At 70.5% G+C, this 25,868-nt stretch carries 23 protein-coding genes; 15 read left to right on the top strand and 8 right to left on the bottom strand.

What is annotated here, in order from left to right:
* Positions 1-23 precede the first annotated feature (23 nt).
* From ACZ5VQ_RS35880 to ACZ5VQ_RS35870, 3 genes are all read left to right on the top strand, one after another.
* Positions 24-2,165: a serine/threonine-protein kinase gene (locus ACZ5VQ_RS35880; RefSeq protein WP_469108582.1), complete on the top strand. Its 2,142-nt coding sequence runs from the start codon at positions 24-26 to the stop codon at positions 2,163-2,165.
* A gap of 158 nt (positions 2,166-2,323) precedes the next feature.
* On the top strand, positions 2,324-3,856 hold the full coding sequence (locus ACZ5VQ_RS35875; protein ID WP_469108581.1) for a substrate-binding domain-containing protein: 1,533 nt from the start codon (positions 2,324-2,326) through the stop codon (positions 3,854-3,856).
* A 73-nt stretch (positions 3,857-3,929) separates the two neighbouring features.
* Complete coding sequence (locus ACZ5VQ_RS35870; protein WP_469108580.1) at positions 3,930-5,441, top strand: M20/M25/M40 family metallo-hydrolase; 1,512 nt, start codon at positions 3,930-3,932, stop codon at positions 5,439-5,441.
* 201 nt (positions 5,442-5,642) lie between these two features.
* Here the strand turns inward: ACZ5VQ_RS35870 and ACZ5VQ_RS35865 are convergent, their stop codons facing one another.
* Entirely contained in the window at positions 5,643-6,503 is an 861-nt protein-coding gene (locus tag ACZ5VQ_RS35865; protein ID WP_469108579.1) for an SLATT domain-containing protein, read from the bottom strand.
* 326 nt (positions 6,504-6,829) lie between these two features.
* Between ACZ5VQ_RS35865 and ACZ5VQ_RS35860 the strand changes: the two genes are divergently transcribed.
* The 3 genes from ACZ5VQ_RS35860 (at position 6,830) to ACZ5VQ_RS35850 (ending at position 8,668) form a co-directional block, all read left to right on the top strand.
* A complete protein-coding gene (locus tag ACZ5VQ_RS35860) occupies positions 6,830-7,171 on the top strand; it encodes a YbaB/EbfC family nucleoid-associated protein (RefSeq protein WP_079053092.1) in 342 nt (113 codons plus the stop codon).
* A 145-nt stretch (positions 7,172-7,316) separates the two neighbouring features.
* Positions 7,317-7,916 carry a recombination mediator RecR gene (gene recR, locus ACZ5VQ_RS35855; RefSeq protein ID WP_055613476.1) on the top strand — a complete coding sequence of 200 codons (600 nt, stop codon included), beginning with the start codon at positions 7,317-7,319 and terminating at the stop codon, positions 7,914-7,916.
* Between the two features lie 92 nt (positions 7,917-8,008).
* Positions 8,009-8,668, top strand: coding sequence for a DUF5063 domain-containing protein (locus ACZ5VQ_RS35850; RefSeq protein WP_362087138.1), 660 nt, complete (start codon positions 8,009-8,011; stop codon positions 8,666-8,668).
* A 260-nt stretch (positions 8,669-8,928) separates the two neighbouring features.
* On the opposite strand, the gene ACZ5VQ_RS35845 is transcribed toward ACZ5VQ_RS35850, so the two are convergent.
* Entirely contained in the window at positions 8,929-11,496 is a 2,568-nt protein-coding gene (locus tag ACZ5VQ_RS35845; protein WP_469108578.1) for an ATP-binding protein, read from the bottom strand.
* Positions 11,497-11,760: 264 nt separating this feature from the next.
* Here ACZ5VQ_RS35845 and ACZ5VQ_RS35840 point away from each other — a divergent pair, with 264 nt between their 5' ends.
* The 3 genes from ACZ5VQ_RS35840 to ACZ5VQ_RS35830 all read left to right on the top strand — a co-directional run bounded on the left by ACZ5VQ_RS35840 (position 11,761) and on the right by ACZ5VQ_RS35830 (position 13,210).
* Positions 11,761-12,123 carry a peptidoglycan-binding domain-containing protein gene (locus ACZ5VQ_RS35840; protein ID WP_469108577.1) on the top strand — a complete coding sequence of 121 codons (363 nt, stop codon included), beginning with the start codon at positions 11,761-11,763 and terminating at the stop codon, positions 12,121-12,123.
* 89 nt (positions 12,124-12,212) lie between these two features.
* The gene (locus ACZ5VQ_RS35835) at positions 12,213-12,578 is read left to right on the top strand and encodes a peptidoglycan-binding domain-containing protein (RefSeq protein WP_469108576.1); all 366 of its coding nucleotides are present in this window, start codon (positions 12,213-12,215) and stop codon (positions 12,576-12,578) included.
* Between the two features lie 26 nt (positions 12,579-12,604).
* A complete protein-coding gene (locus tag ACZ5VQ_RS35830) occupies positions 12,605-13,210 on the top strand; it encodes an RICIN domain-containing protein (protein WP_469108575.1) in 606 nt (201 codons plus the stop codon).
* A 191-nt stretch (positions 13,211-13,401) separates the two neighbouring features.
* On the opposite strand, the gene ACZ5VQ_RS35825 is transcribed toward ACZ5VQ_RS35830, so the two are convergent.
* The gene (locus ACZ5VQ_RS35825; protein WP_469108574.1) at positions 13,402-14,133 is read right to left on the bottom strand and encodes a sulfite exporter TauE/SafE family protein; all 732 of its coding nucleotides are present in this window, start codon (positions 14,131-14,133) and stop codon (positions 13,402-13,404) included.
* 152 nt (positions 14,134-14,285) lie between these two features.
* On the opposite strand from ACZ5VQ_RS35825, the gene ACZ5VQ_RS35820 reads away from it, so the two are divergent.
* Positions 14,286-14,807, top strand: coding sequence for an SgcJ/EcaC family oxidoreductase (locus ACZ5VQ_RS35820; RefSeq protein ID WP_469108573.1), 522 nt, complete (start codon positions 14,286-14,288; stop codon positions 14,805-14,807).
* Here the strand turns inward: ACZ5VQ_RS35820 and ACZ5VQ_RS35815 are convergent.
* Together ACZ5VQ_RS35815 and ACZ5VQ_RS35810 are read right to left on the bottom strand one after the other, a co-directional pair.
* Positions 14,770-16,149 (bottom strand): sensor histidine kinase, encoded by a 1,380-nt coding sequence (locus ACZ5VQ_RS35815; RefSeq protein WP_469108572.1) that lies wholly within the window; start codon positions 16,147-16,149, stop codon positions 14,770-14,772. The two genes, ACZ5VQ_RS35820 and ACZ5VQ_RS35815, sit on opposite strands and share 38 nt — an antisense overlap.
* Positions 16,146-16,895 carry a response regulator transcription factor gene (locus tag ACZ5VQ_RS35810; protein WP_469108571.1) on the bottom strand — a complete coding sequence of 250 codons (750 nt, stop codon included), beginning with the start codon at positions 16,893-16,895 and terminating at the stop codon, positions 16,146-16,148. The genes ACZ5VQ_RS35815 and ACZ5VQ_RS35810 overlap by 4 nt, the downstream gene beginning before the upstream one ends.
* A gap of 286 nt (positions 16,896-17,181) precedes the next feature.
* Between ACZ5VQ_RS35810 and ACZ5VQ_RS35805 the strand changes: the two genes are divergently transcribed.
* The 4 genes from ACZ5VQ_RS35805 (at position 17,182) to ACZ5VQ_RS35790 (ending at position 21,989) form a co-directional block, all read left to right on the top strand.
* Complete coding sequence (locus ACZ5VQ_RS35805; RefSeq protein ID WP_200397355.1) at positions 17,182-18,456, top strand: aspartate kinase; 1,275 nt, start codon at positions 17,182-17,184, stop codon at positions 18,454-18,456.
* Complete coding sequence (locus ACZ5VQ_RS35800; RefSeq protein ID WP_469108570.1) at positions 18,456-19,550, top strand: aspartate-semialdehyde dehydrogenase; 1,095 nt, start codon at positions 18,456-18,458, stop codon at positions 19,548-19,550. The genes ACZ5VQ_RS35805 and ACZ5VQ_RS35800 overlap by 1 nt, the downstream gene beginning before the upstream one ends.
* A gap of 409 nt (positions 19,551-19,959) precedes the next feature.
* Positions 19,960-20,628: a SigE family RNA polymerase sigma factor gene (locus tag ACZ5VQ_RS35795; protein WP_079053095.1), complete on the top strand. Its 669-nt coding sequence runs from the start codon at positions 19,960-19,962 to the stop codon at positions 20,626-20,628.
* Positions 20,625-21,989 (top strand): hypothetical protein, encoded by a 1,365-nt coding sequence (locus ACZ5VQ_RS35790; protein ID WP_469108569.1) that lies wholly within the window; start codon positions 20,625-20,627, stop codon positions 21,987-21,989. Before ACZ5VQ_RS35795 ends, ACZ5VQ_RS35790 begins: the two co-directional genes overlap by 4 nt.
* A gap of 41 nt (positions 21,990-22,030) precedes the next feature.
* On the opposite strand, the gene ACZ5VQ_RS35785 is transcribed toward ACZ5VQ_RS35790, so the two are convergent.
* A complete protein-coding gene (locus ACZ5VQ_RS35785) occupies positions 22,031-22,906 on the bottom strand; it encodes an SURF1 family protein (RefSeq protein WP_469108568.1) in 876 nt (291 codons plus the stop codon).
* A gap of 85 nt (positions 22,907-22,991) precedes the next feature.
* Complete coding sequence (locus ACZ5VQ_RS35780; RefSeq protein WP_469108567.1) at positions 22,992-24,860, bottom strand: S9 family peptidase; 1,869 nt, start codon at positions 24,858-24,860, stop codon at positions 22,992-22,994.
* A 161-nt stretch (positions 24,861-25,021) separates the two neighbouring features.
* Here ACZ5VQ_RS35780 and ACZ5VQ_RS35775 point away from each other — a divergent pair, with 161 nt between their 5' ends.
* Positions 25,022-25,405 (top strand): nuclear transport factor 2 family protein, encoded by a 384-nt coding sequence (locus ACZ5VQ_RS35775; RefSeq protein WP_362087103.1) that lies wholly within the window; start codon positions 25,022-25,024, stop codon positions 25,403-25,405.
* Between the two features lie 28 nt (positions 25,406-25,433).
* On the opposite strand, the gene ACZ5VQ_RS35770 is transcribed toward ACZ5VQ_RS35775, so the two are convergent.
* The gene (locus ACZ5VQ_RS35770) at positions 25,434-25,820 is read right to left on the bottom strand and encodes a DUF6191 domain-containing protein (RefSeq protein ID WP_469108566.1); all 387 of its coding nucleotides are present in this window, start codon (positions 25,818-25,820) and stop codon (positions 25,434-25,436) included.
* Positions 25,821-25,868 lie beyond the last annotated feature (48 nt).

Raw genomic sequence — 25,868 nt, 5'->3', positions numbered from 1 at the left:
GTACGGGGGAGGGCGGCATACCCATGGAGAAGCTCGGGCCTGCGGATCCGCAGCGGATCGGCGCGTACAGACTGCTGGCGCGGCTCGGTGCCGGCGGCATGGGACAGGTGTTCCTGGCGCGTTCCGACCGGGGGCGGACGGTCGCGGTCAAGCTCGTACGCCAGGAACTCGCCGAGCAGGAGGAGTTCCGCGCGCGCTTCCGCCAGGAGGTGCGGGCCGCCCGGCGGGTGGGCGGGTACTGGACGGCGCCGGTCCTCGACGCGGACACGGAGGCGGCGATCCCCTGGGTCGCCACGGGCTATGTGGCAGGGCCCTCGCTCGAAGCGGTCGTCGGGCACGACCACGGCGCGCTCCCGGAGCGGTCCGTACGGATCCTCGCGGCCGGCCTCGCGCACGCGCTCAAGGACATCCACGCGGCGGAGCTGATCCACCGCGACCTCAAGCCGTCGAACGTCCTCGTCACGATCGACGGCCCGCGCGTCATCGACTTCGGTATTGCCCGCGCCCTGGAGACGGTCACCGACGGCGGCCTCACCCGCACCGGCGCGCTCGTCGGCTCGCCCGGTTTCATGGCCCCCGAGCAGGTCCGCGGCGACCGCATTACGCCGGCGTGCGACGTCTTCTGCCTGGGCTCGGTCCTGTCGTACGCGGCCACGGGCGACCTGCCGTTCGGTACGGCCAACAGCGGCGTGCACGCCCTGATGTTCCGCATCGCCCAGGAGGAGCCGGACCTGGAGGGCGTCCCGGAGGGCATCGCCGACCTCGTCCGCCAGTGCCTGCGCAAGGACCCCGCCTCCCGCCCGACCCTCGACGACATCCTGGAGCGCACGGGCGCGGAGGACACCGTCACGGACGGCCGCAGCCGTGACCCCTGGCTGCCGGGAATGCTGGTGGCCCAACTGGGCCGCCACGCCGTGCAGTTGCTGGACACGGAGGATCCGGAGAGTCCGGAGGGTTCGAAGGAGAGGGAGAGCGTGACTGGGGCGGAGCCCCAGACCCCGTCGGGGGCCGGCCCCCGAACCCCCGCTCCTCAAACGCCGGAGGGGCTGAAGATTTCGCAGCCCGGGCCGACACCTTCAGCCCGTCCGGCGTTTGAGGACGAGGCCGTTCAGGCCGACAGCGTGGGTCTGGGGGCGGCAGCCCCCAGGGACGGGAAGGGTAAGGGCGGCGGGGGCGAGGAAACTCCGGGCCTCCCGGCCGCCGCGCCCACCCCCACCCCCAGCCCCATCCCCGAAGCCTCCCCCGAACACCAACACGCCCCCACCCCCGACGGCCCCACCCCACCCCCACCCGGCCCCCCGGGAGCTGCCCCCTTCGACCACCTCCCCACAATGACCACGGGCCTGCCCGGCACACCCCCACCGACCACCCCGCCGGGAGCACCGCAGGGAGGCCCACCCGTCCACCCCGCCTACGGCTACCCCCAGCAACACCCCCAGCCCGCCGGCTACGGCTACCCGCACTACCAACAACAGCCCGCCGGCTACCCACCCCCTCCGGGCTCGACCCCTCCCTACGGCCCCACGCCCCCCTACGGCCCAACACCCCCGTACGGACCGGGAGTTCCGCAACACCCCGGCCCCCCGCAGGGAAGAGGCGGCCGCTCCACCGCAGTCCTGATCATCGTCGCCCTGATCGTCGCGCTCGGCGCCGGCGCCTCCGTGTACGCGCTGATGAAGGGCGACGGAGACAACCGCGCGGGCGGCGACCCCACCACCTCCCCGACGACGAACGCGCCCACCACCCCGGGCCAGGTCACCGAGGGCCCCACGCAGCCGTCGACCACGCCGGAGGAGACGCCGACGGACGGCGCGATCCCCGTCAAGTACCTCGGCACATGGACCGCGTCCATCGACAACGACACGGGCCACAACACCCGCGAACTCACCATCCAGCAGGGCGAGGTGGGCGACACGGTCCTCTCGCTCACCGCGGACGGCCCGGCCGGCAGCGGCACGTACCACTGTGTGTTCCGGGCGGAGCTCTCCGAGGCTCCGAGCGCCGGCGGTCCGCTCCGGATCGGCGCGTCCGAGGTCACCGTCGGCGAACCGGCCTCGTCCTGCAGCCCGGGCGAGGCAACGGAGTTGACCGTTCTCCCCGACGGCCGCCTCCGCCGGGTGAACACGAGCAACGGCGACGAACTGACGTACACGAAACAGGGCTGAGCCGGCAGCGGGAGGGAGGAGTGCGAGGGTGCGGCGGGAGGGCCCGGCCCAACCACCCCTGAACAGCGCCTGAACTTCGGCTTTCGTCACCGGAATACCGCACTCACCGCCCGTACAGTGTCCGAACCGTCGGACTCCGGGAGTGGTGGGGGCACCCAGTGGAGTGGCTGAGCGCAGAGAACGTGGTGGCCGTGGGCACGGCGGTCGTCGGCATCGTGGCCTCGGGAGTCATGGTCTGGTACGAGCGCCGGGTGCCGCGCCGAAAGCGCATCGGCTACCGCGTACAGATGGACAACCCGATAGGGGACGACGTCCGTCTCGGCAGAGCCAACGTGCGGCTCGGGCTGTTCGACGAGGCGCCGGGGATGGCGGACGCGACCCTCGTCCTCCTCCGGATCGAGAACGACGGCTCGCAGAGCATCGCCGACATGGACTACACGGGACGCGAACTCCACGGTCTGACCGCGGTGTTCACGGACCGCACCATCCGCGGGGTGTCGGTCACCCAGCCGCCCGACACCGACCACCTGATGGACCACTTCACCCCGTCGAACGGCCTCGGCTACCAGGACAACACCCTGCGCATCCCGCGCGTCCCGCTCAACCGCGGTGAGCACTTCAAGCTTCTCGTGCTCCTGTCGGGCGGTGACGTGGGCAGCGGGATACGGCTCATCGGCGGTATCCGCGACGGCGAGGTGCACCCCAACCGCAGTGCGACACCGGACGAGAAGCCGCCGCTGTTCAGCAGACCCTCGCGGCTGATCACCGGGATGCTCACGCTGTGCGTCCTCGCGCTCGCCGTCATCGTGGTCGCCCGCGACGACACCCCGCCGCCGATCGGCTGCGAGCAGGGCGAGTTGACCGTCACCGGGTCGACGGCGTTCGAGCCGGTGATGCGCGAGCTGGCGGACAAGTACGAGAAGGACTGCGAGGGTTCGACGATCGAGGTGGACGCGCACGGCTCCACCGCCGGTGTCCAGCAACTCGCCGCCCAGGGAGCCAAGTCCAAGGGCGGCTCCCCGCCGGTGATCGCCCTCTCCGACGGCCCCAAACCGAGCGGGCTGAATGACCTGCGCGAGACCCGCGTCGCCGTCTCGGTCTTCGTGCTCGTCGCCCACGACGGCCTCCCGGTGAAGAACCTCTCCACCACGGACGTACGCCGTCTCTACAGCGACCGGATCAGCAACTGGAAGCAGCTCGGCGGCCCCGACCTGCCCGTGCACCTGATCAGCCGCGACGCCAACTCCGGTACGCGCAAGGTCTTCCAGCGCCATGTCCTCGAACGCAACGAGGGAGCCAACACGTCCTCCGACTGCGAGCGCAAGGACTACTCCTCCGCCCCGGTCATCCGCTGTGAACTCTTCTCCACCGACCAGGTGCTGAGCACGGTCGCACGCGTCCCCGGTGCCATCGGCTACAGCGAGCTCAACCTCGCCACCGGCTACGAGGGCGTGCACCGGGTCACCCTCGACGGCCACGACCCGTCGGTCGAGGAGATCGAACACGGCAACAGCGAGTACCCGTACCGCGAGATCGAGTACGCGTACACCTACGGCGAGCCGCCCGCCGACTCGCTCGTCTCCAGCTTCCTCACCTACATCAGCCGGGGGAGCGGCCAGGACGTGGTCCGTACGCACGGTCATCTGCCGTGCTCGACGGTGGTGGGGCAGAAGATCTGCGCCGAGGGGTAGACCGACCGGCCGCGGGCACCGGGTGACGGCAGGGACCCTTGTGTGCGCCGGACACGCGCACAACCATGGATCCATGTCACCCACCCCCACCTCATCCCCCACCCCACCCCCCGACCCGCACATACGCCCCAGCAGAAGAACCGTCCTGGCCGCGACGGCGGCCGCCGGAGCCGTCACGGTGGGGCCGTCCGCGGCGCCCGCGGCGTCCGCTCCGGCCATGCCGACGGCCGAGCTGGTGGACACGCCCGCGAGGCCCGCGACGGCGGCCGAGGCCGAACGGCCGGGCCCGCGCCCGCCGGCCACCGCGCAGGCCCCCTCCCGTGAACTGCGTGCCCTGCTGAAGGAGATCGACCCGGACCGCATCGAGGCGACGGTCCGCAAACTCGTCTCCTTCGGCACCCGGCACACCCTCTCCACCCAGGACGACCCGGACCGCGGCATCGGCGCGGCCCGCGACTGGATCCTCGCGGAGATGCGCTCGTACGCCGCCGGGTCCGGCGGCCGGATGACGGCCGAACTCCAGTCGTACGTCCAGGAACCCGCGTCCCGCATCCCGACCGCGACCCGCATCACGAACGTGGTGGCGACCCTGCGCGGCTCGGTCACCCCGGAGCGGGTGTACGTCGTCTCGGGCCACTACGACTCCCGCGTCACCGACGTCATGGACGCCACCTCGGACGCCCCGGGCGCGGACGACGACGCGTCCGGGGTCGCCGTGGCGATGGAACTGGCGCGGGTGATGGCGAAGCGCCGCCCGGCGTCGACGATCGTGTTCGCGGCGGTCGCGGGGGAGGAGCAGGGGCTGTACGGGGCCGCCCACATGGCGTCCCGGTTCAAGGCGGCCGGCACGGACGTGCAGGCCATGTTCACGAACGACATCGTGGGCAGCTCGAAGGCGGACGACGGGACGAAGGACCCGTACACGATCCGTCTCTTCGCCGAGGGCGTGCCCACGTCGGAGACCGCGGAGCAGGCGGCGACGCGCCGCTCGGTGGGCGGCGAGAACGACTCCCGGTCACGGCAGTTGGCGCGCTTCGTGCGTGACACCGGGGACAACTCGGCGACGGGGATGCACGTACGGGTCGTCTACCGTCGTGACCGGTACCGCCGGGGCGGCGACCACATCCCCTTCCTCGAACAGGGCTACGCGGCCGCCCGGTTCACCGAGCCGGCCGAGGACTTCGCCCATCAGCACCAGGACGTGCGGGTCGAGGGCGGCAAGCAGTACGGGGACCTGCCGGAGTTCTGCGACTTCCCGTTCACGGCCCGGGTCGCCCGCGTGAACGCGGCCGCCCTCTGGACCCTCGCCCAGGCTCCGGCCGCCCCGCGCAACGCCAGGATCCTGACGGCCGCGCTCACGAACTCCACTGAGCTGACCTGGAACCGTGGCTCCGAGCCCGACCTGGCGGGCTACGAGATCGTCTGGCGCGAGACCACGTCCCCCGAGTGGACCCACGTCATCCCGGTCGGCGACGTGACCTCCCACGAGGTCGACCTGTCCAAGGACAACGTCTTCTTCGGGGTGAGGGGGGTCAACCGAGCGGGGTTGCGGGGACCGGTGGCGTTCCCGCTGCCGCAGGTATAGGGCGTTATTCGCCCCCGCCGCCCCTACCCGTTCCCGTCACTACTCGGGGGCCAGCCCTCGAACCCCCGCTCCTCAAACGCCGGAGGGGCTGATTTTCAGCCCGTCCGGCGTTTGAGGACGAGCGCGTTCAGCGCGATGCGGGGTCTGGGGGCGGAGCCCCCAGGGACGGGACGGGAAGGGGCGGCGGGGGCGAGAAAAGGCCTACCGGGGCTCAGGCGGTCGCTGGCGTGGCATGTTCGGGCGGGTGCCCGGGGGCAGCGGGGGCCGCCCCGGTGGAGCCGCGTCCACACGGGCGGCGCCGCCCACCCCCGCCTGGATCGAAAGCGGCCCCGCCCCGGTCCGAAACTCCACCATCCAGTCCGCCGTCTCCACCCGCACCAGCTCAGCCACATCCTCGGAGAACCGCCGAAGCACCCCAAGACACCGCTCGGCAGCCTCCCCCGCAGTCCCCTCGGTGGGCCCGAGAACCTCCCGCACACACTCGGACGCCCAGTCGAACTGAAGTACCTGCAACCGCCGCTGCACGGCCTGAGCCGTGGCCACATCCCTTATCCACCCGGCCGTCACCCCGAAGAAACGGTCCCCCGCCACACAGGCGACCCCGACCAGCATCCCGAGATACCCCCACACGGCGCCTCCGCCCACCACCCCGGTGACATCGAGCAGCGGCAACGCGGCCCCGGCAAGAGCCCCCACCGCGGCCCCCGCCCGCAACGCCCGCGCCCCCCGCCGCTTCCACACCCGCTCGGCGAGATACCAGGACGCCGTGGCCAGCGCCCCCGCCTCCACCCATCGGTACAGCTCGTGGAGCCGCTCGGCCGGCTCGCCCCAGTCCCCGAGCGGAAACGTACGCCCCATGAGATCGCTGGGCCTCGGCCCGCCGGGCCCGAGTGCGCCCCGGCCGGGAACACCGCGTCCCGGACCGCTCCGCCCGGGCCCGCCGGGACCGCCGGACCCGCCGGGTCCGAACCCTCCCGGCCTCAGACCACCGGCCCGCGCACCATCACCCCGACCGTCCCCGTCCTGGGCCGACCCCTCGGGCTGCATGTCCGGCTGGCTCACCCGACGCTCCCTACTCGTGACGTTGCGTGACGGTAACGTGGCGCAAGGTTCACGAGATGCTGCTGCGCCGCACTCTTACTACCTCCCAATGGGTGGCGATGGACCCGGTTTCGGGGGTTTTCCGCTCGGACGTGGGCGTTGATCAGGTATAGGCCAATCCGCCGTCTCACTCGAAAGAGTGCTGGGGCGACGGCTCGGCAGACCACGTAGGCTCGTCCCAAGGCGGGAAAACCCCGCCGGACAGCCGTACTCAAGCGGTACGGACGGTCGTACTCACGGCCGTCCCGCAAGCCGTACTCACAGCCGTACGAAACCAGGAGCTGATCGTGATTCCCGGTGGTGGCCAGCCCAATATGCAGCAGCTGCTCCAGCAGGCCCAGAAGATGCAGCAGGACCTCGCGAACGCGCAGGAGGAGCTGGCGCGGACGGAGGTCGAAGGACAGGCGGGCGGCGGCCTGGTGAAGGCGACGGTGACGGGTTCCGGCGAGCTGCGCGGCCTGGTCATCGACCCCAAGGCCGTGGACCCCGAGGACACCGAGACCCTCGCCGACCTGATCGTCGCGGCGGTCCAGGCGGCGAACGAGAACGCCCAGACCCTCCAGCAGCAGAAGCTCGGCCCGCTCGCCCAGGGGCTTGGCGGCGGCGGCATCCCCGGCCTGCCGTTCTAAGTCAACCCGGCGGTCCCTTCTAAGACGGCCGACCGCCAACTACCGTACGTACCAAGAGAGCGAGCCCGACTACGGTACGTACTGAGCGAGCAGCGAACGAGCGGTAGAACGAGCGGCGCAACGAGCAGGAACAGGAAGGCAATCCGTGTACGAAGGCGTGGTCCAGGACCTCATCGACGAACTGGGGCGGCTGCCCGGCGTCGGTCCCAAGAGCGCGCAGCGGATCGCCTTCCACATCCTCCAGGCCGAGCCGACGGACGTACGCCGTCTCGCTCAGTGCCTGATGGAGGTCAAGGCGAAGGTCCGCTTCTGCGCCACCTGCGGGAACGTGGCGCAGGAGGAGCTGTGCAACATCTGCCGCGACCCCCGCCGCGACCTCACGGTCATCTGCGTGGTCGAGGAGCCCAAGGACGTCGTCGCCATCGAGCGGACGCGTGAGTTCCGGGGCAAGTACCACGTCCTGGGCGGCGCGATCAGCCCGATCGAGGGCGTGGGCCCCGACGACCTGCGCATAAGAGAGCTGCTCGCGCGCCTGGCGGACGGCACGGTCACGGAGCTCATCCTGGCCACGGACCCGAACCTGGAGGGCGAGGCCACGGCCACGTACCTCGCCCGCATGATCAAGCCCATGGGCCTCAGGGTCACCCGCCTCGCCAGCGGGCTGCCGGTGGGCGGTGACCTCGAGTACGCCGACGAGGTCACTCTGGGGCGCGCCTTCGAGGGAAGGCGGCTGCTGGATGTCTGAACGAGTAGTAGACGCACGAGATGCACGAGACGCACGGGACGAAGCTCTTCTCGACGTCCTTGTCGAAGTCCTTGAGGAAGGCCGGCTTCTAGATGTCTGACGCCACGCTGCACGCGACGGGGCAGGACCCCGACGACTTCGCGGTCCAGATCGCGGACCAGGTGGAGAGCTTCCTCGTAGCGGTCACAGAGGTCGCGAAGGGCGACGAGCCGGACTCGGCGGTCCCCTTCCTCCTCCTGGAGGTCTCCCAGCTCCTGCTGGCCGGCGGCCGCCTGGGCGCGCACGAGGACATCGTCCCCGACGAGCGCTACGAGCCCGACCTGGGCCCCGAGCCGGACGTCGACGACATCCGCGAGCGCCTCGCGGAGATGCTCGACCCGGTCGACGTCTACTCCGAGGTCTTCGACCCGTACGAGCCCCGCAAGCCCCCGGTCCCGGCCCGTATCTCGGACGACCTGGCCGACGTCATGACGGACCTCCGTCACGGCATGGCCCACTACCGGGCGGGCCGCACCACCGAGGCCATGTGGTGGTGGCAGTTCTCGTACTTCTCCAACTGGGGCTCCACCGCCTCGGCCACCCTGCGCGCCCTCCAGTCCCTGGTCGCCCATGTCCGCCTGAACCAGCCCCTGGAGGAACTGGACGGCCTCGACACCGACCAGGACCTCAGCGAGGACGCCCTCGCGGAGGCGGCCGGCAAGGTGATGGCGGAGGAGATCGCGGGCCCGCTGGGCCTGCGCGAGGTCAAGTAACGCCGGGTCGGTGGGGGCGCACACGTTTCACGTCGACATGCCCCGCGACCTCGCCCTGACGGAAAGCGGTCCCGTGCCGGGGCGCCCGCTCGGGGAGCACTGCCTGGAGACGACGCGTACGTATGCGGAGGCGCTCGGGGCCGGAGGTGTTCACCGCTCCCGTGACGTCGGTCGGCCGGAAACGCCCAGGCGGCGTCCGGCCGGGCGGCCACGCGAAAAGACGTCATCGCCAGGCAGCACGGCGACGGAGCCGTCCTTTCCTACAACGTCCGGTCCCCGGAGCGAACCGAGGAGTGAACACCCAGGTTGGTGCGGAGCGCGATGGAGGTCACCCGCGGGTCCCAGGTGTGGTCGGTGCCGCGCCTGGTGAGGATCTCCAGGGCGGTGCGCCAGTGCTCGCGCGCCTGGTCGCGGTGACCGAGTGCCTGGCAGGCGTGGGCCAGGCCGTCGTGGGCGCGGACCTGGTCGTCGGGGTGGCTCAGTTCGGTCCCGATGGTGAGTGCCGTGCGGTAGCAGGCGAGAGCGTCCTGTCGGCGGCCGAGGACATGATGGCACCGGCCCAGCCCGAAGCCGGCCTCGATCTCGCCGTCGTGCTCACCTGTGGCACGGGCGAGCCGCATCGCTCGCCCGTAGTACTCCGCGGCCTCCTGGTGACCGTCCCGACTCCGGCAGAGGTCTCCCAGGCCGATCTGCACCCACAGTTCGCTCCTGCGGTCGGCCGCGGCACAGGCCAGGTCGAGCGCCTGCTTGAGACAGCGCGCGGCGTCCTCGTACCGGCCGAGGACGAGATGGGACTGCCCGGAGCCGATGAGAGCGAACAGTTCGGCCTTGCCGTTGCCCGTGGCGCAGGCGAGGTCCAGGCCTCGCGCGAAATGGTCCCCGGCCTCCTCGTAGCGGCCGAGCATGCGCTGCGTGTAGCCGAAGCCGGACAGCGCGTGCAGCTCGCCGTCGCGGTCGCCCGTGGCGCGGGCGAGGTCTAGCGCCTGCTCGAAGCACTGCAGGGCCTCGTTGTTCCGGCCGAGCATGTAGTGGACCTCGCCGATGTGGTTCAGCGTGTCCGGGGCGGTGGCCGCGGTGGAGGTGACGTCCATGGCGCTTTCATGGAGGGCGACGGCATCGCCGTAACGGCCGCGGGCGCGGAGGTGGCCGTGCAGGGTGACCGACTGGTGCAGGGTGTGGCGCGGTTGGCGGTGCGTGGCCGCATGGGCGGCGGCGACCAGGTTGTCCAGTTCGTCGTTCAGCCAGGTCTCCGCCTGCTGGGGAGCGCCGAAGCCGGGGACGGGCGTGCCGGTCGACGGGGTGTCGGGCCGCTCGTCGGATTCGTGCGGGTACACGGCGTCCATCGCGACCGACGCGGTGTGGGCATAGTGGTCGAAGAGGCGCGTGAGTGCGGCGTCACGTTCCGTCTCGCGGTCCTCCGCGGCGGCCGTGATCGTGGCGTGGACACGGACGAGATCGTGGAAGCGGTAGCGGCCCGGGGCGGGTTCGGTGAGCAGGTGGGAATCGACGAGGCCGTCGAGTACCCGGACGGTCTGCGGCACATCGGCGTCGGCGAGAGCGGATGCGGCATGGGCGTCGGTGTCGACGCCGGGTTGCAGGCTCAACAGCCGGTAGGTGCGCCGCTGTCCGGGAGTGAGGTGCCGGTACGACAGATCCAGCGCGGCGTTCACGCTGCGTCGGGCGTCCTGCGGTTCACCGGACCGGTCGGGGTGATGCGCGAGCCGCTCGGCGAGGTCGCTCAGGGTCCAGGCAGGCCGGGAGTTGAGCCGGGCGGCGGCGATGCGCAGGGCCAGCGGGAGTCGTCCGCACAACTCGACCACCTCGGTGAGGCGCCGGGGCGGTTCGGCGGCGAGCCGCGTGGCGCCGAGCGGGCGGGTGAACAGGGCGATCGCGTCGGCGGGCGGCAGGACGTCCAACGAGACGTGCCGGGCGTCGGGGAGGCCGAGGAGGCGCCGACGGCTGGTGATCAGGACCAGACAGCCTGGCGCACCCGGCAGCAGAGGTGTGACCTGGTCCTCGCTGCCCGTGTTGTCCAGCACGATCAGGGTGCGCGTGCCGGCGAGCCGGGTGCGGTAGAGCGCGGCGCGCTCGTCGCGGCCGGGTGGGATGTGTTCGCTCGGGATTCCGAGGGCACGCAGCAGGCCCTCCAACGCGAGGGCGGGGTCCATGGGTTCGACGCCCTGCGTGTAGCCGTGCAGATCGACGAAGAGCTGGCCGTCGGGTAAGTCGGGAGCGAGCCGGTGCGCGACGTGGAGCGCGAGAGCGGTCTTTCCGACGCCCGCCATGCCGTCGATTGCGGCGATCGTCGGCGCCGCCGAGTCCTGGCCGGGTCTGTCGGGTCCATCGGGCCTGTCGGGTCCATCGGGTCTGAGGAGGAGAAGCTGGTCGAGTTCCGTGTGGCGGCCCGTGAACACCGGTGAGTCCGCGGGCAGTTGAGCAGGGACGGCTGGGAGGCGCGGGGAGTGCGCAGGACTCGTCGGGTGCTGTGGTGGCGCGACAGGCGGTGGGGGCGGCGCAGCGGGACCGGGTGGCCGGGAGGGAACACGGCCCCCGTCGAGCCGCCGGTGCACGGCCAGCCAGGCCCCGCGTTCCTCCGCCGAGCAGCCACAGGCGTGCAGGAAGGCCGACACGAGTTCGGCGCGCGGCAGCGACACGCGATTCAGCGCGCCGGCCAGGGTGCTGTGCGCCAGCACGGCACCACGATCGGATGCCCGTGCCTCCAACTGCCGGTAGGTCAGCCCGGACGATTCCTTCAACCGCCGCAACGAGGCGACGAATGCAGCCGCATCCGGCGCCTCATGAGGCGCCATTCCCCCGTGGTCCCCCATGGGAGTCATGGTGACTCCGGTCAAGCCCCTTGGCAACACGGGTTCCGGACACCTGCCGTCCGTCGCCGGTCGCGTTGCGGGCTGTGTCCGGAACAGAAATCCGGACACGTCCGTGATCGGCCCGGACCCTGTACGAGCTGTTCGGAACAGCCGTCCGACGTTGCCCCGGTTTCCTGCGGGTCCACAGACTCCTTGTGCGGAAACCGAGCCGAGACACAGCAATCGGTTGGACGTACCGACCCATATCGAAGGGGGAACATTTCCATGACCATCCGTCGCCGAATCGCAGCCCTTGCCACCGCCGCCGTCATGGCGGGGGGCGTTCTGGCCATCGCACCCTCCGCCGCGCAGGCCGCGCCGTCGGACACACAGACCGTGGCGGGACCGCAGTACTACTGCGGCTACTACAACGGCAGCGCGACCCAGCGGCGCGGCAGCACGGGCAACGCGGTGCGCGAGATTCAGTGCATCATCAACGTCTGGGTGGTCGGCCAGGACCCCCTGGTGGTCGACGGCATCTTCGGCGCGCAGACCGAAGCCTGGGTGAGGGTCTTCCAGGACGTCCAGAACATCGGCGTCGACGGCATCGTCGGCCCGGAGACGTGGGGTCGGCTGCGCGCCGTCTGAGCCACGAAGTACCGCCCGTACGCGCCCATATGTGCCCCCTCCACGGCGGAGGGGGCATACCGGCGGCACCACGAAGGGGGAACATTTCCATGACCATCCGTCGCCGAATCGCAGCCCTTGCCACCGCCGCCGTCATGGCGGGGGGCGTTCTGGCCATCGCACCCTCCGCCGCGCAGGCCGCGCCGTCGGACGCACAGACCGTGGCGGGACCGCAGTACTACTGCGGCTACTACTGGGGAACGCCCCCACCACTGAGGCAAGGCAGCAGGGGCGACGCGGTGCGCGAACTGCAGTGCATCCTCAACTACTGGATCGTCGACGGCGACCCCTTGCCGGTCGACGGCATCTTCGGCCCCGAGACGTTGGCCTGGGTGCTGGAATTCCAGCGAGCCATGGGCATCGGGGCGGACGGCATCGTCGGCCCGCTCACCTGGAGCCACCTGCGCGCCATCTGAGACACGACGCGAAAGAGGGAGAGAACGTGTCGCATCAAAGAGCCATTCTGTCTTCAGCAGAGCAACCCCATCGCCTGAAGTCCCTTTGGGTACTGATCGGGATACTCGCCCTGGCGCTGTCGCTCACGGCACCGACCGCTCACGCCGCGACAACAGAGGAAGGCGGCGACGTTCCCGTAGTCAGCGGCCGGGTGGAAGCGGGCGACGTCTCGGCCGCCGCGTACCTGCGCATCGCCAACTACAACAGTCGCAAGTGCCTCGTCGCACAGGGGCCGAACAACGGCGCGCCGGCATTCCAGACCGACTGCGCGTCCTTCATAGACCAGTACTGGCAGCTCGAATCCGTGGGCACGCACGGCGGATACACAGCCTTTCGGATCCGCAACTACAACAGCGGCAAGTGCCTGGTCGTCCAGGGATCGAATAACGGTTCGCAGGGATTCCAGTTCGACTGCGCTTCCTTCGTGGACCAGTACTGGTGGCCCGTCATCGATACCACCGGCAATTACATGATGTTGCAGAACGTGAACAGCGGGAAGTGCCTCGTCGTACAGGGAACCGCCAACGGCTCAAGGGCATTCCAGTTCGACTGCCATTCGGAATTCGCCGATCAGTGGTGGTACCGCCCGTAGCGCACCGGTCCCCTTCATCCCGCGGAGCTGCTCCTCTTCCCGGCGGCCTCCTCCCGAACCCACAGGGCGAACGTCACCGCGGCGGGCTCTCCGGTGACGTTCGCCCTGTGGAGTACGAGCGCGAGGCGATCAACCTCTGGGGGTACGAAGTCGCTCTGTGCACTTCAGCGAGTGCACTTCCTGGCCGGGGGTTACAGGCCCCACAACCCCTTCCCCAAAGTCGTGAGCCCGCCCACCAACGCCAGCAGCAGCATCAGCAGGCGGGCCTGTGTCTCCGGCACTCGCCCCGCGAGCCACCTGCCGGTCGAGCCGCCCAGCACCATCCCCGCCACCACCAACGCCCATACAGGCGCGCTGAGTTGTGGCACGCCGTTCGCGGCGATGGAGAACGCGTTCACCACCACCCCGTAGAACAGCGCGTTCGGCACGAACTCCCTTACTGTCCAGCCCGCGTTGACCGCGTACAGGGATATCGGTGGGCCGCCGACGCCCGCCGCCGAGTTCATGAAACCGCCCACCGCGCCCGCGGCCACCGCACCGCCGCCTCCGCGCAGGGCGGGTACCCGGGCGCCCCGCATCACCAGGAGGACGGCGACCGTCACCAGGGCGCCCATGGAAGCCAGCAGGACGGGCTCGGGGAGTCGGCGGGCCAGCCAGGTGCCCAGTGGGACCGTGCAGGCCGCCGCGGCGCACAGCGGCACCATCGCGCGCAGCCGGACCTCGCGCAGGCCGCCCGCGAGGCCGACCAGGCAGATGGCGCCCGAGACGCAGTTGGCGAGGACGACGCCCTGTGCCGGGCCGAGCAGCAGCACCAGCGCGGGCACGGCGACGAGCGCGAAGCCCATGCCGGTGAGCCACTGCACACAGGAACCGAGCAGCACGATGCCGCCGAGCAACAAGCCGGCTTCCCAGCCACCTGCCATGGACAAACCCTCCCCGGGACCTGGGGCTTCGCTGTTTTGTACGAACGTTGTCCGTGCGCTGCATCTGCGCTGCACGGGGCCTAACCGGTGTGAAGCGAAGGTTGGATCACTCCCCCAGGGGAGCAAGTCCACCCCACCACACAGGAGTTGTGATGAAGCGTCACATACGGTCCCGCGCAGCGATCGTCACCGTCGCCCTGGTAGCCGCCGGAGCCGTCACCGTCGGCGTCAGCCAGGCCGCCCCGGAGCACAGGTCGAAGCCCGCGGCGAGCCAGGCCGCGAAGCCGACCAAGAAGCAGATCGCCGCGCTGTTCGACGGTTGGAACAAGGCCCTGCAGACCGGGGACTCGAAGAAGGTCGCCGACAGATACGCCAAGGACGCCGTACTCCTCCCCACCGCCTCACCCGTCATCCGCACGGACCGCGCCGGGATCGTCGACTACTTCGACCACTTCCTGCTGAACAAGCCCAAGGGCACGAAGATCAGGTCCGTGATCAACGTCCTGGACAGCAACTCGGCGATCGACGCCGGACTGTACGTCTTCCAGCTCACCGACCCGAAGACCGGTGAGAAGAAGGACGTCGAGGCCCGCTACACGTACGAGTACGAGAAGCGCGGCGGCAAGTGGCTGATCGTCAACCACCACTCCTCGGTGCTGCCCGCCGCAAGCTGAACCGGACGCACAGCCCCCCACCAGGGGCGTCCCGCAGCACCACCGCACCGCCGTCATCGGTGACCAGCTGCTTGACGATGGCCAGGCCGAGCCCCGAGCCGGCCCGGCCCGTCAGGCCCTGGCCGCGCCAGAAGCGGTCGAAGGCGCGGGACTTGTCCGCGTCTGACATGCCGGGCCCCTGGTCCAGCACCGACATCACCACCTCGTCGGGGTGGGACGACACCTCCACGGTGATCGTCCCGCCGTCCGGCGAGACCTCCAGCGCATTCGACAGAACGTTGTCCAGGACCTGGTCAAGGTGGCCCGGACTGGCCAGCACAAGCGGCCGGCCGCCGGCAACTCCCCCCAGAGCGATGGTGACCCCGCGCTCGTCGGCGGCCGGCCTCCACACCGAGAAGCGCTCCTCGATCACGTCGAGCAGCGACAGCGCTTCGGCGGCGGACACCTTCGCCTCCGCGCGCGCGAGCACCAGCAGCCCGTTCACCAGGCGGCTCATCCGGACCACCTCGGAGGTGGCCTGCTCCACGTCCTCCCGTACGAACTCGTCGTCGGTCCCGTCCGCGATGTTGTCCAGGGACAGGCGCAGTGCCGTCAGCGGCGTACGCAGCTGGTGGGAGGCGTCGGCGACGAAGATCCGCTGGGCGGCGACCAGGCTGTCGAGGCGTTCACCGGCCGAGTTGAGCGTGCGGGCCAGCTGCTGGGTCTCGTGCGGGCCCGTCACGGGTGAGCGGGCCGTGAGGTCGCCGTCGCTGAACCGGGTCGCCATGTCGTTGAGCTGGCGCAGCGGGCGGGTGAGGCGGCGGGCCACGAAGGCGCCGATGAAGGCGGCCACGGCCAGCACGCTGACCGCGAGTATGGCCCGGAAGCCCCAGATGCTCCACAGCCGGCTGCTGAGGTCGGAGGTCGCGTACTTGATGCGTACCGCGCCCACGATCCGGTCCTTGTCCTCCGCCGACTCGGCGGGCACGGTCACCACCAGGTGCCGCCCCCAGACGAAGGAGGAACCCCAGTCGACCGTCGTCCTGCGCTCCTTCAGCGCTTGCGTGATCGCCCTGTCGTCCGCGGGGAGAGGGAGCGAGGCCACCGCCGTGCCGCTGGAGTCGGTCACCTGGACGGTGCCGGGGGTGTCCTGGGAGTAGGCACCGGCCATCCGCACGAGCGCCTGCCGCGAGGACGCGTCCCCCTCGCCCAGCAGCAGCGCCATCGTGGTGGCCTCGCGTTCCACCGACTCCTCGGTGTCCCCGCGCAGTTGCGCGGTCAGCGTGAAGGCCACCGGCACGGTGAAGGCGGCCAGCGCGACCGCCACCAGAAGTACGTAACTGACGATCAGCTGCCGGATCATGAGGCGGCTTCACCCTTGCCGCCGCTGCTTCCGCTGCCGCCGCTCGCGCCGTCGTCGCCCTGGTCTCCGTCCTTGTCGATCTCCAGGCGGAAGCCGACCCCGCGGACCGCCTCGATCGTGATCGCGCCCGCGAGCTTCCGCCGCAGCGCCGCCACATGGACGTCCAGCGTCTTGGTCGGCCCGAACCAGTTCGCGTCCCAGACCGCTTCCATGATCTGTTCGCGCGACATCAGCGCGCCCGGTTCCTCGGTGAGGAAGGCCAGCAGGTCGTACTCCTTGGGCGCGAGGGCGACCTCCTCGCCGTCCAGCCGGACGCGGGCCGCCTTGCGGTCGATCGTCAGCCGCGACCCGTATCGGTCGGGTCCCGCCGCCGCGGCCTCGGCTGCCGTACGCGGCTGGGCGCGCCGCATCACCGCCCTTATCCGCGCGATGACCTCGCGCACCCCGAAGGGCTTGGTGACGTAGTCGTCGGCGCCGAGCTCCAGGCCGACCACCCGGTCCGTCTCGTCGCTGCGCGCGCTGATGACGATGATCGGCACGTCACCGCGCCCGCGCAGCGCCTTGCAGACGTCCAGACCGTCGGTGTCGGGCAGCCCGAGATCGAGCAGCACGACGTCGTACGGGTCCTCGTGGGCCAGGGCGTCACCGCCCGTGGCGACCCAGGCCACCTCGAAGCCGTAACGCAGCAGCCCGCGCCGGAGCGACTGGGCTACCGGCTCGTCGTCTTCCACCAGGAGTACGCGCACAAGCGGAACCCTAATGCTTGAAATTTAACGTGACGGCTCGTGAGTGTGACGCGGCGCACTTTCCGAGTGAGGTGCTCCCGGGCAGGGCAGATGCGGTCCTGGAGCGGCCGGAGGGCCGGCCGACGGACGCCGACCGATCGGACGACCGAAAGCCGGACGGACCAGGGTGATCAACTCGTGAGCGGGACATCTCACGATGCGATATCGCCGGGGTGGAATTCGGCCGCTCGTTAGACTGAGCCGACCGCAGTCGTGCGGTACGAGACGGATTGAGCGAGGAGCGCACGTGGGCCTTGTCGTGCAGAAGTACGGAGGCTCCTCCGTAGCCGATGCCGAGGGCATCAAGCGTGTCGCCAAGCGGATCGTCGACGCCAAGAAGAACGGCCATCAGGTCGTTGTCGTGGTGTCGGCGATGGGTGACACGACGGATGAGCTGATCGATCTCGCCGAGCAGGTATCCCCGATCCCTGCCGGGCGTGAGTTCGACATGCTGCTGACCGCGGGAGAGCGGATCTCCATGGCCCTTTTGGCGATGGCGATCAAAAACCTGGGCCACGAGGCCCAGAGCTTCACCGGCAGCCAGGCAGGCGTGATCACCGACTCCGTCCACAACAAAGCGCGCATCATCGATGTCACGCCCGGCCGCATCAGGACCGCGCTGGACGAGGGCAACATCGCCATCGTCGCCGGGTTCCAGGGCGTGAGCCAGGACAAGAAGGACATCACCACGCTGGGACGCGGCGGGTCCGACACGACCGCCGTCGCCCTTGCCGCCGCCCTCGACGCCGAGGTCTGCGAGATCTACACGGACGTCGACGGTGTGTTCACCGCCGACCCGCGCGTGGTGAAGAAGGCCCGGAAGATCGACTGGATCTCCTCCGAGGACATGCTGGAGCTCGCCGCCTCCGGCTCCAAGGTGCTGCTGCACCGCTGCGTCGAGTACGCACGCCGTTACAACATCCCGATCCACGTCCGCTCGTCCTTCTCCGGACTGCCGGGCACCTGGGTCAGCAACGAGAATCCGCAAGGGGACGCGCAGGTGGAGCACGCCATCATCTCCGGAGTCGCGCACGACATCTCCGAAGCCAAGATCACGGTCGTCGGCGTCCCGGACAAGCCGGGCGAGGCCGCGGTCATCTTCCGCGCCATCGCGGACGCCCAGATCAACATCGACATGATCGTGCAGAACGTGTCGGCGGCCTCCACGGGCCTCACCGACATCTCCTTCACCCTCCCCAAGACCGAGGGCCACAAGGCCATCGAGGCACTGGAGAAGGCGAAGACCGCGATCGGCTTCGACTCGCTGCGCTACGACGACCAGATCGGCAAGATCTCCCTGGTCGGCGCCGGGATGAAGACCAACCCGGGCGTCACCGCCTCGTTCTTCCAGGCGCTGTCCGACGCGGGCGTCAACATCGAGCTGATCTCGACCTCCGAGATCCGCATCTCGGTGGTGACCCGCCAGGACGACGTCAACGAGGCCGTGCGCGCCGTGCACAGCGCCTTCGGGCTCGACTCCGACAGCGACGAGGCCGTCGTCTACGGAGGCACCGGCCGCTGATGGCCAGGACTGTGGGACCCGGGACCGTGCGACCCGGGTCCGTAGGGCCGACGCTCGCGGTCGTGGGAGCGACCGGGGCCGTCGGCACCGTCATGCTCCAGATCCTGTCCCAGCACGCGGACATCTGGGGCGAGATCCGCCTCATCGCCTCCTCGCGCTCGGCCGGCCGCAAGCTGGCCGTGCGCGGCGAGGAGGTCGAGGTGGTGGCCCTGACGGAGGAGGCCTTCGACGGGGTCGACGTCGCCATGTTCGACGTACCCGACGAGGTCGCCGAGCGCTGGGCGCCGCTGGCCGCGTCCAAGGGCGCGATCGTCGTCGACAACTCCGGCGCCTTCCGGATGGACCCCGAGGTGCCGCTGGTGGTGCCCGAGGTCAATCCGCACGCCGCCCGGGTCCGGCCGCGCGGCATCATCGCGAACCCGAACTGCACGACCCTCTCCATGATCGTGGCCCTGGGCGCGCTGCACGCCGAGTTCGGTCTGCGCGAGCTGGTGGTCTCCTCGTACCAGGCGGTGAGCGGGGCCGGGCGCCGCGGTGTCGACACCCTGCGCCAGCAGCTGTCGCTCGTCGCCGGTACGGAACTGGGGACGACCCCCGGTGACGTACGCAGGGCGGTGGGCGACAACACGGGCCCCTTCCCGGAGCCGGTGGCGCTCAACGTGGTGCCGTGGGCCGGGACCGTGCGGGAGGACGGCTGGTCCTCGGAGGAGATGAAGGTGCGGGACGAGTCCCGCAAGATCCTCGGACTGCCGAACCTGCCCGTCGCCGTCACCTGCGTACGTGTGCCGGTCGTCACCACGCACTCGCTGACCGTCCACGCCCGCTTCCAGGGCGAGGTGACGGTGGACCGGGCGAGGGAGATCCTCGCCACAGCACCCGGCGTCGTGCTCTTCGACAATCCGGCGGCGGGGGAGTTCCCGACACCGGTCGACGTGGTGGGCACGGACCCCACATGGGTGGGCCGGGTGCGGCGGGCGCTCGACGATCCGACGGCGCTGGAGCTCTTCGTCTGCGGGGACAATCTGCGCAAGGGGGCCGCGCTGAACACGGCCCAGATCGCCGAGTTGGTGGCGGCCGAGCTGGGTGGAAGGTGACTCGGGTGCGGCTGCCGCTGTGCCGTCGTGCGCGCCTCCGTGCCACGTCACAGCGGTGCGAACGGCTCCTGGCCGGAAATTTTCTGGTCGAAAGTTGAATCGTTTGTAGGATCTGTGTGACTTTCATGGTCGGATGATGGTCCGGACCACTTGAATCGAGGCTTCTGACGATCGAGGCTTCTGGCGTTCGAAGATTTTCCTCCCCGTTCTCCGCAACCGCGCGGAGGGCGGGGAGCGTCTTTGCGGTCGCCCTTCAGGGGCGTCCGGACGCCACGTTCATATGGGGCATAGGGGATGAGCTTTTACGTATGAGGGCATTTGACGCACTGTCTGGCGTGCAGCCTGAGCCTGACGCAAAAGTGATGCCTGTCGCGTACAACCCCAATGGGGGGACGCGTGTCCAACTGGCGTGGCTGAGGTACTCGAATTCACTGTGGCGGCGCGGGGCACGACCCTGCGCCCGCCCCGCCGACCCCGCATGTCCGGCGCGTCCGGCGGCGGCATGCCGGTGATCGCCCCCATGCCCGCAGCGCGGCCGACCCGCATCCCGAACCAGCGCGAGGGCGCTGACGAAGCCCTGGCGGCCGGCACCACCGTCGACCATCTCACCGAGACCTATCGCGCCCACTACAGATCGCTCCTCGGTCTCGCGGCGCTCCTCCTCGACGACACCGCCTCCTGCGAGGACGTCGTCCAGGAGGCCTTCATCCGGGTGCACTCGGCGCGCAAGCGCGTGCGCGACCAGGAGAAGACGCTCGCCTATCTGCGGCAGACCGTCGTCAACCTCTCGCGCTCGGCCCTGCGCCGGCGCATCCTCGGTCTCAAGCTCCTCTCCAAGCCGATGCCCGACATGGCGAGCGCGGAGGAGGGCGCGTACGACCTGCTGGAGCGCGACGCCCTGATCAAGGCGATGAAGGGCCTCCAGAGGCGCCAGCGCGAGGTCCTCGTGCTTCGGTACTTCGCGGACATGACCGAGGCGCAGGTCGCCGAGACGCTCGGCATCTCGCTGGGTTCGGTGAAGGCGTACGGCTCGCGCGGCATCGCGGCGCTCCGTGTCGCCATGGAGGCGCCGGCATGAGCGCGAAGGACGAGCGGGCACGCCATGATGAGTACGGTCGCGGTTACGGCGACGACAACGAGCACGACCAGCACGCTGGGAACGGAATTGTGAATCACGGCCCCTCGGGGAACTCGGGCCCGGAAGAATCGGGCGTCTCGGACACGGACGGCCGCTCGGCGGACCGCCCGTCCGGTGCTTCGCCGCGCTCGTCGAGCCCTTCGGGCGCGGCGGAACAGTCGGAATCTTCGGCCGAGCCGACTCGTTCGGCCCAGTCGGCGGATTCGGCACAATCGGTCCACTCGGCTCCTTCGGTCCGCTCGGACGCGGACGCCGCGGGCCCGGAGCCGGGTGACACGGGCGGCTTCGGCGCCGACGGCTTCGCTCTGGGGGTGCTCGGGTCCGACGAACTGGCCCTGCGGCGGCTCCTGCACCAGGCGGTCGAGGAGATCGAGCCGACCGACGGCACGCTGGACCATCTGCGGCGCGCGGTACCGGCCAGGCGGGCACGCAAGCGCCAGGCCGTCGTCGGCATGGCGGCCGCCGCACTCTTCATCGGCACGGCCGTCCCGGCCCTCATTCATGTCTCGAACTCCACCGGCCCCAACGCCGACCCGACCATCGCGGCCAACAGCTCGGAGACTCAGGGCGGCGCGAACGAGGGCAAGCAGGCCGGCACCGGGGGCGGCTCCGGCGGCTCCTCGGGCAAGGACAACGACAAGGGCAAGGACGACAAGACGGACAAGCCCGACAAGGGCAAGGGGGCCAGCGGCGGCACCACCGGCACCCAGCCGTCGGCATCCGCCGCGAACGTGCCCGCCTGTACGTCCCTGCAGCTCGGCAGCGCCTCCGGGAGCGCCGGCTCACCCGACGCCAACGGCGCGGTCTACGGCTCCTTCCGGGTCACCAACGTCTCCGCCGCCAGCTGTACGGTCTCCGGCGACGGCTCGGTCGTCCTGGCCGCCCAGGGCGCGGCGAGCCCGTCCGCGATCGGCACGGCCCTCCACGCGACGGGTGACGCGGCGGCCGGACTGCCCGACCAGTCCACGTACGCGGCCGCGCTGGTGCTCCAGCCGGGCTCGGCGTACGAGGTCGAGTTCGCCTGGGTGCCGTCCAGCACCTGTCCGACCACCGGTGGCAGCACCGGCGGCGGGGAACCCTCGCCCGACCCGACGCCGACCGGCACCACCGGCGACAGCGGCGGTACGACCTCGGAGGGCACCAGCGGCGTGAGCTCGCAGCTCATGAAGGAGGACGGGTCCGCCGACGGAAGCGTCGTCGTCTCCTACTCGGCGGAGGGCGGCGGCCCGACGGTCTCCACGACCGTGTCCAACGCCTGCGCCGGCACGGTCTACCGGACCGGGGTACTGGCCGGGTCCTGAGGGACGGGGGTCCCGCACGGCCGGTTGAGGGTTGATTCGGGTCAGGCCGTGGGAGAGGCCGACACCTTCGTGCTGTCGGCGGTGACGGTGGCGGTGTCCTCGCCGGTCCTGTCCTGGTCCGCCTCGTTCCCGTCCTGCTTCCCGCCGTCCGGGGGAGTGCCCTCGACAAGGCCCAGCTCCGCGTCCTGCGCGAACTCCACCTCGCGCCGCATCAGCCGGAACCACATGAAGACCACGAAGCCCGCGAAGACGAACCACTCGCCGGTGTAGCCCAGGTTCTGGAACGCCTTCAGGTCCAGGCCCGTGTCCGCCGGAGCCGCCGCGGGCACCGCCTTCATCCCCGCGTCCGCCTTGGCGAGGGTGACCCAGGCGTCGTACACGTCGTACGGCACGAGGTTCACCAGCGTCGCCGAGCTGATCGCACCGGTCTGGCCGACGGGGAGACCACCGGCCGCGGGCACGCCGTTCGAACCGGGTGTCTCCGACGCCTGCAGCGCGCCGGCCACGGTGACCTCACCGGTCGGAGCGGCCGGGGCCTTCGCGGGGTCCGCGTCTCCGGGGAGCCAGCCCCGGACCACCGGCAGTGCCTTGCCGTCGTCGGTGCGCAGCAACGTCAGAACGTAGAAGCCTCGCTTGTCGTCCAGCTCCCGGTCCGGCACGAGCAGCTGCTTCCCGTACCGGCCCGTCGCCGTGGTCTGCTTGCCGGACGTCTCCTTGTCCACGGGCAGCAGCTCGGCGAGCGGTCTGGCCGGATCCGTCCTGGCCGCCGTGGCCTGCTCGCCCGCGTCGCGGTGGTCCTGGACCCGGTCCTCGAACCGGCTCAACTGCCATGACCCCATGAAGATGCAGAAAGGGATGGCCAACAGCACGAAGACGTTGATCCCCCACCAGCGGGGCGTCAGCAGGAACCGGTACACAACCTCAAAGGTACGGGGCCCTTGCGGGGGGCTCGGCCGAGGGGGTGCCTCTCGGCCGACCCGCCCCGCAGGGGACCCGGTGCGCTCACCTGCCCAGGTGTCGCTCCGCGAAGTCCAGCTCCAGACGGACCTGCTTGATCCGCTCGTCCACGACCAGCGAACCGTGCCCCGCGTCATAGCGGTACACCTCGTGGACGGCGTCGCGCGCGGCGAGTCTGGTCACGTAGTTCTCGACCTGACGGATCGGGCAGCGCGGGTCGTTGACCCCGGCGGAGATGTAGACCGGAGCCTTCACCGCGTCGACGTACGTCAGCGGGGACGACGCCTCGAAGCGCTCCGGGACCTCCTCCGGTGTGCCGCCGAGCAGCGTGCGGTCCATCGCCTTCAGGGCCTCCATCTCGTCGTGGTACGCCGTGACGTAGTCCGCGACCGGCACCGCGGCGATGCCGAGCGCCCACGCCTCGGGCTGCATACCGACGCCGAGCAGCGTGAGATAGCCGCCCCAGGAGCCGCCGGTGAGGATCAGCCGGTCCGGGTCGGCGAGACCGGACGAGACCGCCCACTCCCGTACGGCCGCGATGTCCTCCAGCTCGATCAGGCCGACCCGGTGCTTGAGCGCGTCCGTCCACTCGCGCCCGTAGCCCGTGGAACCGCGGTAGTTGACCCGGACCACCATGTACCCGTGGTCCACCCAGGCCGCCGGGCCCGCCGCGAACGAGTCGCTGTCGTGCCAGGTCGGGCCGCCGTGGATGTCGAAGACGGTGGGCAGCGGACCCGTCACCCCGGCCGGCCGCTGGACGAGGGCGTGGATACGGCCGCCGGGACCGGTCACCCACTCGTCCTGGACGGACACCGACGCCGGGGCCTTCATGCCGGGCGGGTCGAGGACGACCTCGCCGGACGTCGAGCGGACCACCGGCGGCTCGGCTGCCGACGACCACAGGAACTCCACGCTGCCGTCCGGGCGGGCCGTCGCCCCCGACACCGTGCCCCTCGGCGTCGGCACCTGCTCCAGGCCGCGGGTCGCCAGGTCGTACCGCCACAGCTGGCTGCGGGCCTCGAAGCTGTTCACCACGAGCAGCGCGGAACCGTCCGGATACCACTCGGCGCTCAGGTCGCCGTCCAGGCGGGCGGCCAGCGCCAGGTCCGTCTCCTCGCCGGACGCCGCGTCCCACACCATCGGCTCCCAGCGGCCGCGCCGCTGATGCCCGACGAGGAGCCGGGTGTCGCCGTCGACAGGGGCGAAGCCGAGCACCTCCAGGCCGAGCTCGGCCGTGCCGCCCTTGGTGTCGTCGAGCTCCGCGACCGTCGAGCCGTCCATCCGCAGCACCCGCACCGCCGAGTGCATCGCGTCACCGTGCTCGGTGTGCTCGATCGCGATCAGCGATCCGTCGTGCGAGAGATCGCCGACACCCGCCGACTCGCGGTGCCGGTAGACCTCGACGGGGTCCTCGCCGGTCCGGCTGACATAGATCGTCGAGCCGTCCTCGTCGGTCGACCGGCCGACGATCGCCGTCCGTCCGTCCCTGCCGAGCGCGAGCCCCGCGGGATAGGAGGGGTCGAGCCCGGGAGCAGCGGGCTCGTCGGCAACGGGCGAACCGCCCTCGCCACCCTTGCCGCCCTTTTCACCCTTGTCGCCGGACCCGGCGAACGGCTGTCGTCGCCAGATCCCGAACTCGTCCCCGTCCTTGTCGTCGAACCACCAGATCCACTCGCCGTCCGGCGACATCACGCCGTCCGTCGTCCCGTTGGGCCGGTCCGTGACCTGGCGCTGGTCGCCCGTCTCGCGGTCCCACGCGTACAACTCGTACGTCCCTGTCGCGTTCGACACGAACAAGGACCGGTGCGGTGCGTCCTCCGCCCAGTCGGGCAAGGACACCCGCGGCGCCCGGAAGCGCTTCTCCCAGTCCGGCATGCTTCCCTCGTGCGGGACGGACCCGTTGCTCTCAGTCATGGCCCCATACTGCCCGCACTGGACGACATTGCGCTCCCGGGGTCCTCAGCCTGTGGAAAACTCCGCGGGCCGAGCCCGCTCCGAGTCCGTCGCGGCAGGGGCAATGTCCGGGTCCGTGCAGGTCAGGGCCGATTGTCAGTGGCCGGGTGCACTATGGCGCCATGACCTCATCGACCGATCTGCGCAAGACAGTGGAGAGCTTCTGGGCCACGGCCGAGGACAGGAACTGGACGGCTTTCGCGGACACCCTCGCGGAGGACGTCGTCTACACCCTTCCCCAGACGCGCGAGCGCGTCAGCGGGCGGGAGAGGTACGTCGAGTTCAACCGCGAGTATCCCGGCGACTGGCATCTGAGGATCGAGCGCATAGTCGCCGAGCCCGGCCAGGTCGTCACCTGGGTCCACTTCACGGTGGGCCTGGACGAGATGTACGGGATCTCGTTCTTCACGGGTGACGCGGAGGGCCGCGTCCTGACGATCACGGACTTCTGGCCCGAGCCGTACGAACCTCCGGTGGGGCGGGAGCACTTGGTGGAGCGCTACTGATCGGGGAGCGTTACTGATCGGTGGAGCGCTACTGAGACGAGCCGTCTCCGTCGTTCCGGGCTGGGGCTGGGGCCCGGGCTTCGCGTCGGGCTTCGGCTTGGGCCGGCATGCGCATCACCATCACCGCTATACCGCTGTCCAGGTCGACGCGTGTCCGGTGGGGAGGCGCGCCGTCCTCCTCGTCGTCCCGGAGCACGAGGGCGGACTCCCGCTCCCTGAGTTCGTTCTGCTTGCCCGGTGACAGCGCGCCGTGCAGCTGCTCGAAGCCGGTGGCCGACACCTGTCCGACCCGCGCCCCGTTGCGCCAGGGCAGTACCCCGGCCCGCCCGGCCCGCAGCATCAACTGATCGACGAACGCGATGACCGTCAGCAGGATGACCAGCCCGGGGAGGGAGGCGAACACGGCGAATTCCATCGGCCCATTGTGAGGCGGGGCGCGCCGCGGGGACAGCCCCCGGACCCG

The sequence above is a fragment of the Streptomyces sp. NPDC033178 genome (assembly GCF_055577685.1).
The sequence above is the reverse complement of the archived record's forward strand: the minus strand, read 5'-3'. Positions and strand labels throughout refer to the sequence as shown.

What these genes read in the sequence shown, in the direction of transcription:
- ACZ5VQ_RS35825 (WP_469108574.1), bottom strand. Translation starts at nt 14,133, where the DNA reads ATGGCAGGTGGCTGGGAAGCCGGCTTGTTGCTCGGCGGCATCGTGCTG.
- ACZ5VQ_RS35790 (WP_469108569.1), top strand. Translation starts at nt 20,625, where the DNA reads ATGAGCGCGAAGGACGAGCGGGCACGCCATGATGAGTACGGTCGCGGT.
- ACZ5VQ_RS35800 (WP_469108570.1), top strand. Translation starts at nt 18,456, where the DNA reads ATGGCCAGGACTGTGGGACCCGGGACCGTGCGACCCGGGTCCGTAGGG.
- ACZ5VQ_RS35880 (WP_469108582.1), top strand. Translation starts at nt 24, where the DNA reads ATGGAGAAGCTCGGGCCTGCGGATCCGCAGCGGATCGGCGCGTACAGA.
- ACZ5VQ_RS35780 (WP_469108567.1), bottom strand. Translation starts at nt 24,860, where the DNA reads ATGACTGAGAGCAACGGGTCCGTCCCGCACGAGGGAAGCATGCCGGAC.
- ACZ5VQ_RS35850 (WP_362087138.1), top strand. Translation starts at nt 8,009, where the DNA reads ATGTCTGACGCCACGCTGCACGCGACGGGGCAGGACCCCGACGACTTC.
- ACZ5VQ_RS35845 (WP_469108578.1), bottom strand. Translation starts at nt 11,496, where the DNA reads ATGGGGGACCACGGGGGAATGGCGCCTCATGAGGCGCCGGATGCGGCT.
- ACZ5VQ_RS35815 (WP_469108572.1), bottom strand. Translation starts at nt 16,149, where the DNA reads ATGATCCGGCAGCTGATCGTCAGTTACGTACTTCTGGTGGCGGTCGCG.
- ACZ5VQ_RS35770 (WP_469108566.1), bottom strand. Translation starts at nt 25,820, where the DNA reads ATGGAATTCGCCGTGTTCGCCTCCCTCCCCGGGCTGGTCATCCTGCTG.
- ACZ5VQ_RS35840 (WP_469108577.1), top strand. Translation starts at nt 11,761, where the DNA reads ATGACCATCCGTCGCCGAATCGCAGCCCTTGCCACCGCCGCCGTCATG.
- ACZ5VQ_RS35870 (WP_469108580.1), top strand. Translation starts at nt 3,930, where the DNA reads ATGTCACCCACCCCCACCTCATCCCCCACCCCACCCCCCGACCCGCAC.
- ACZ5VQ_RS35835 (WP_469108576.1), top strand. Translation starts at nt 12,213, where the DNA reads ATGACCATCCGTCGCCGAATCGCAGCCCTTGCCACCGCCGCCGTCATG.
- ACZ5VQ_RS35775 (WP_362087103.1), top strand. Translation starts at nt 25,022, where the DNA reads ATGACCTCATCGACCGATCTGCGCAAGACAGTGGAGAGCTTCTGGGCC.
- ACZ5VQ_RS35820 (WP_469108573.1), top strand. Translation starts at nt 14,286, where the DNA reads ATGAAGCGTCACATACGGTCCCGCGCAGCGATCGTCACCGTCGCCCTG.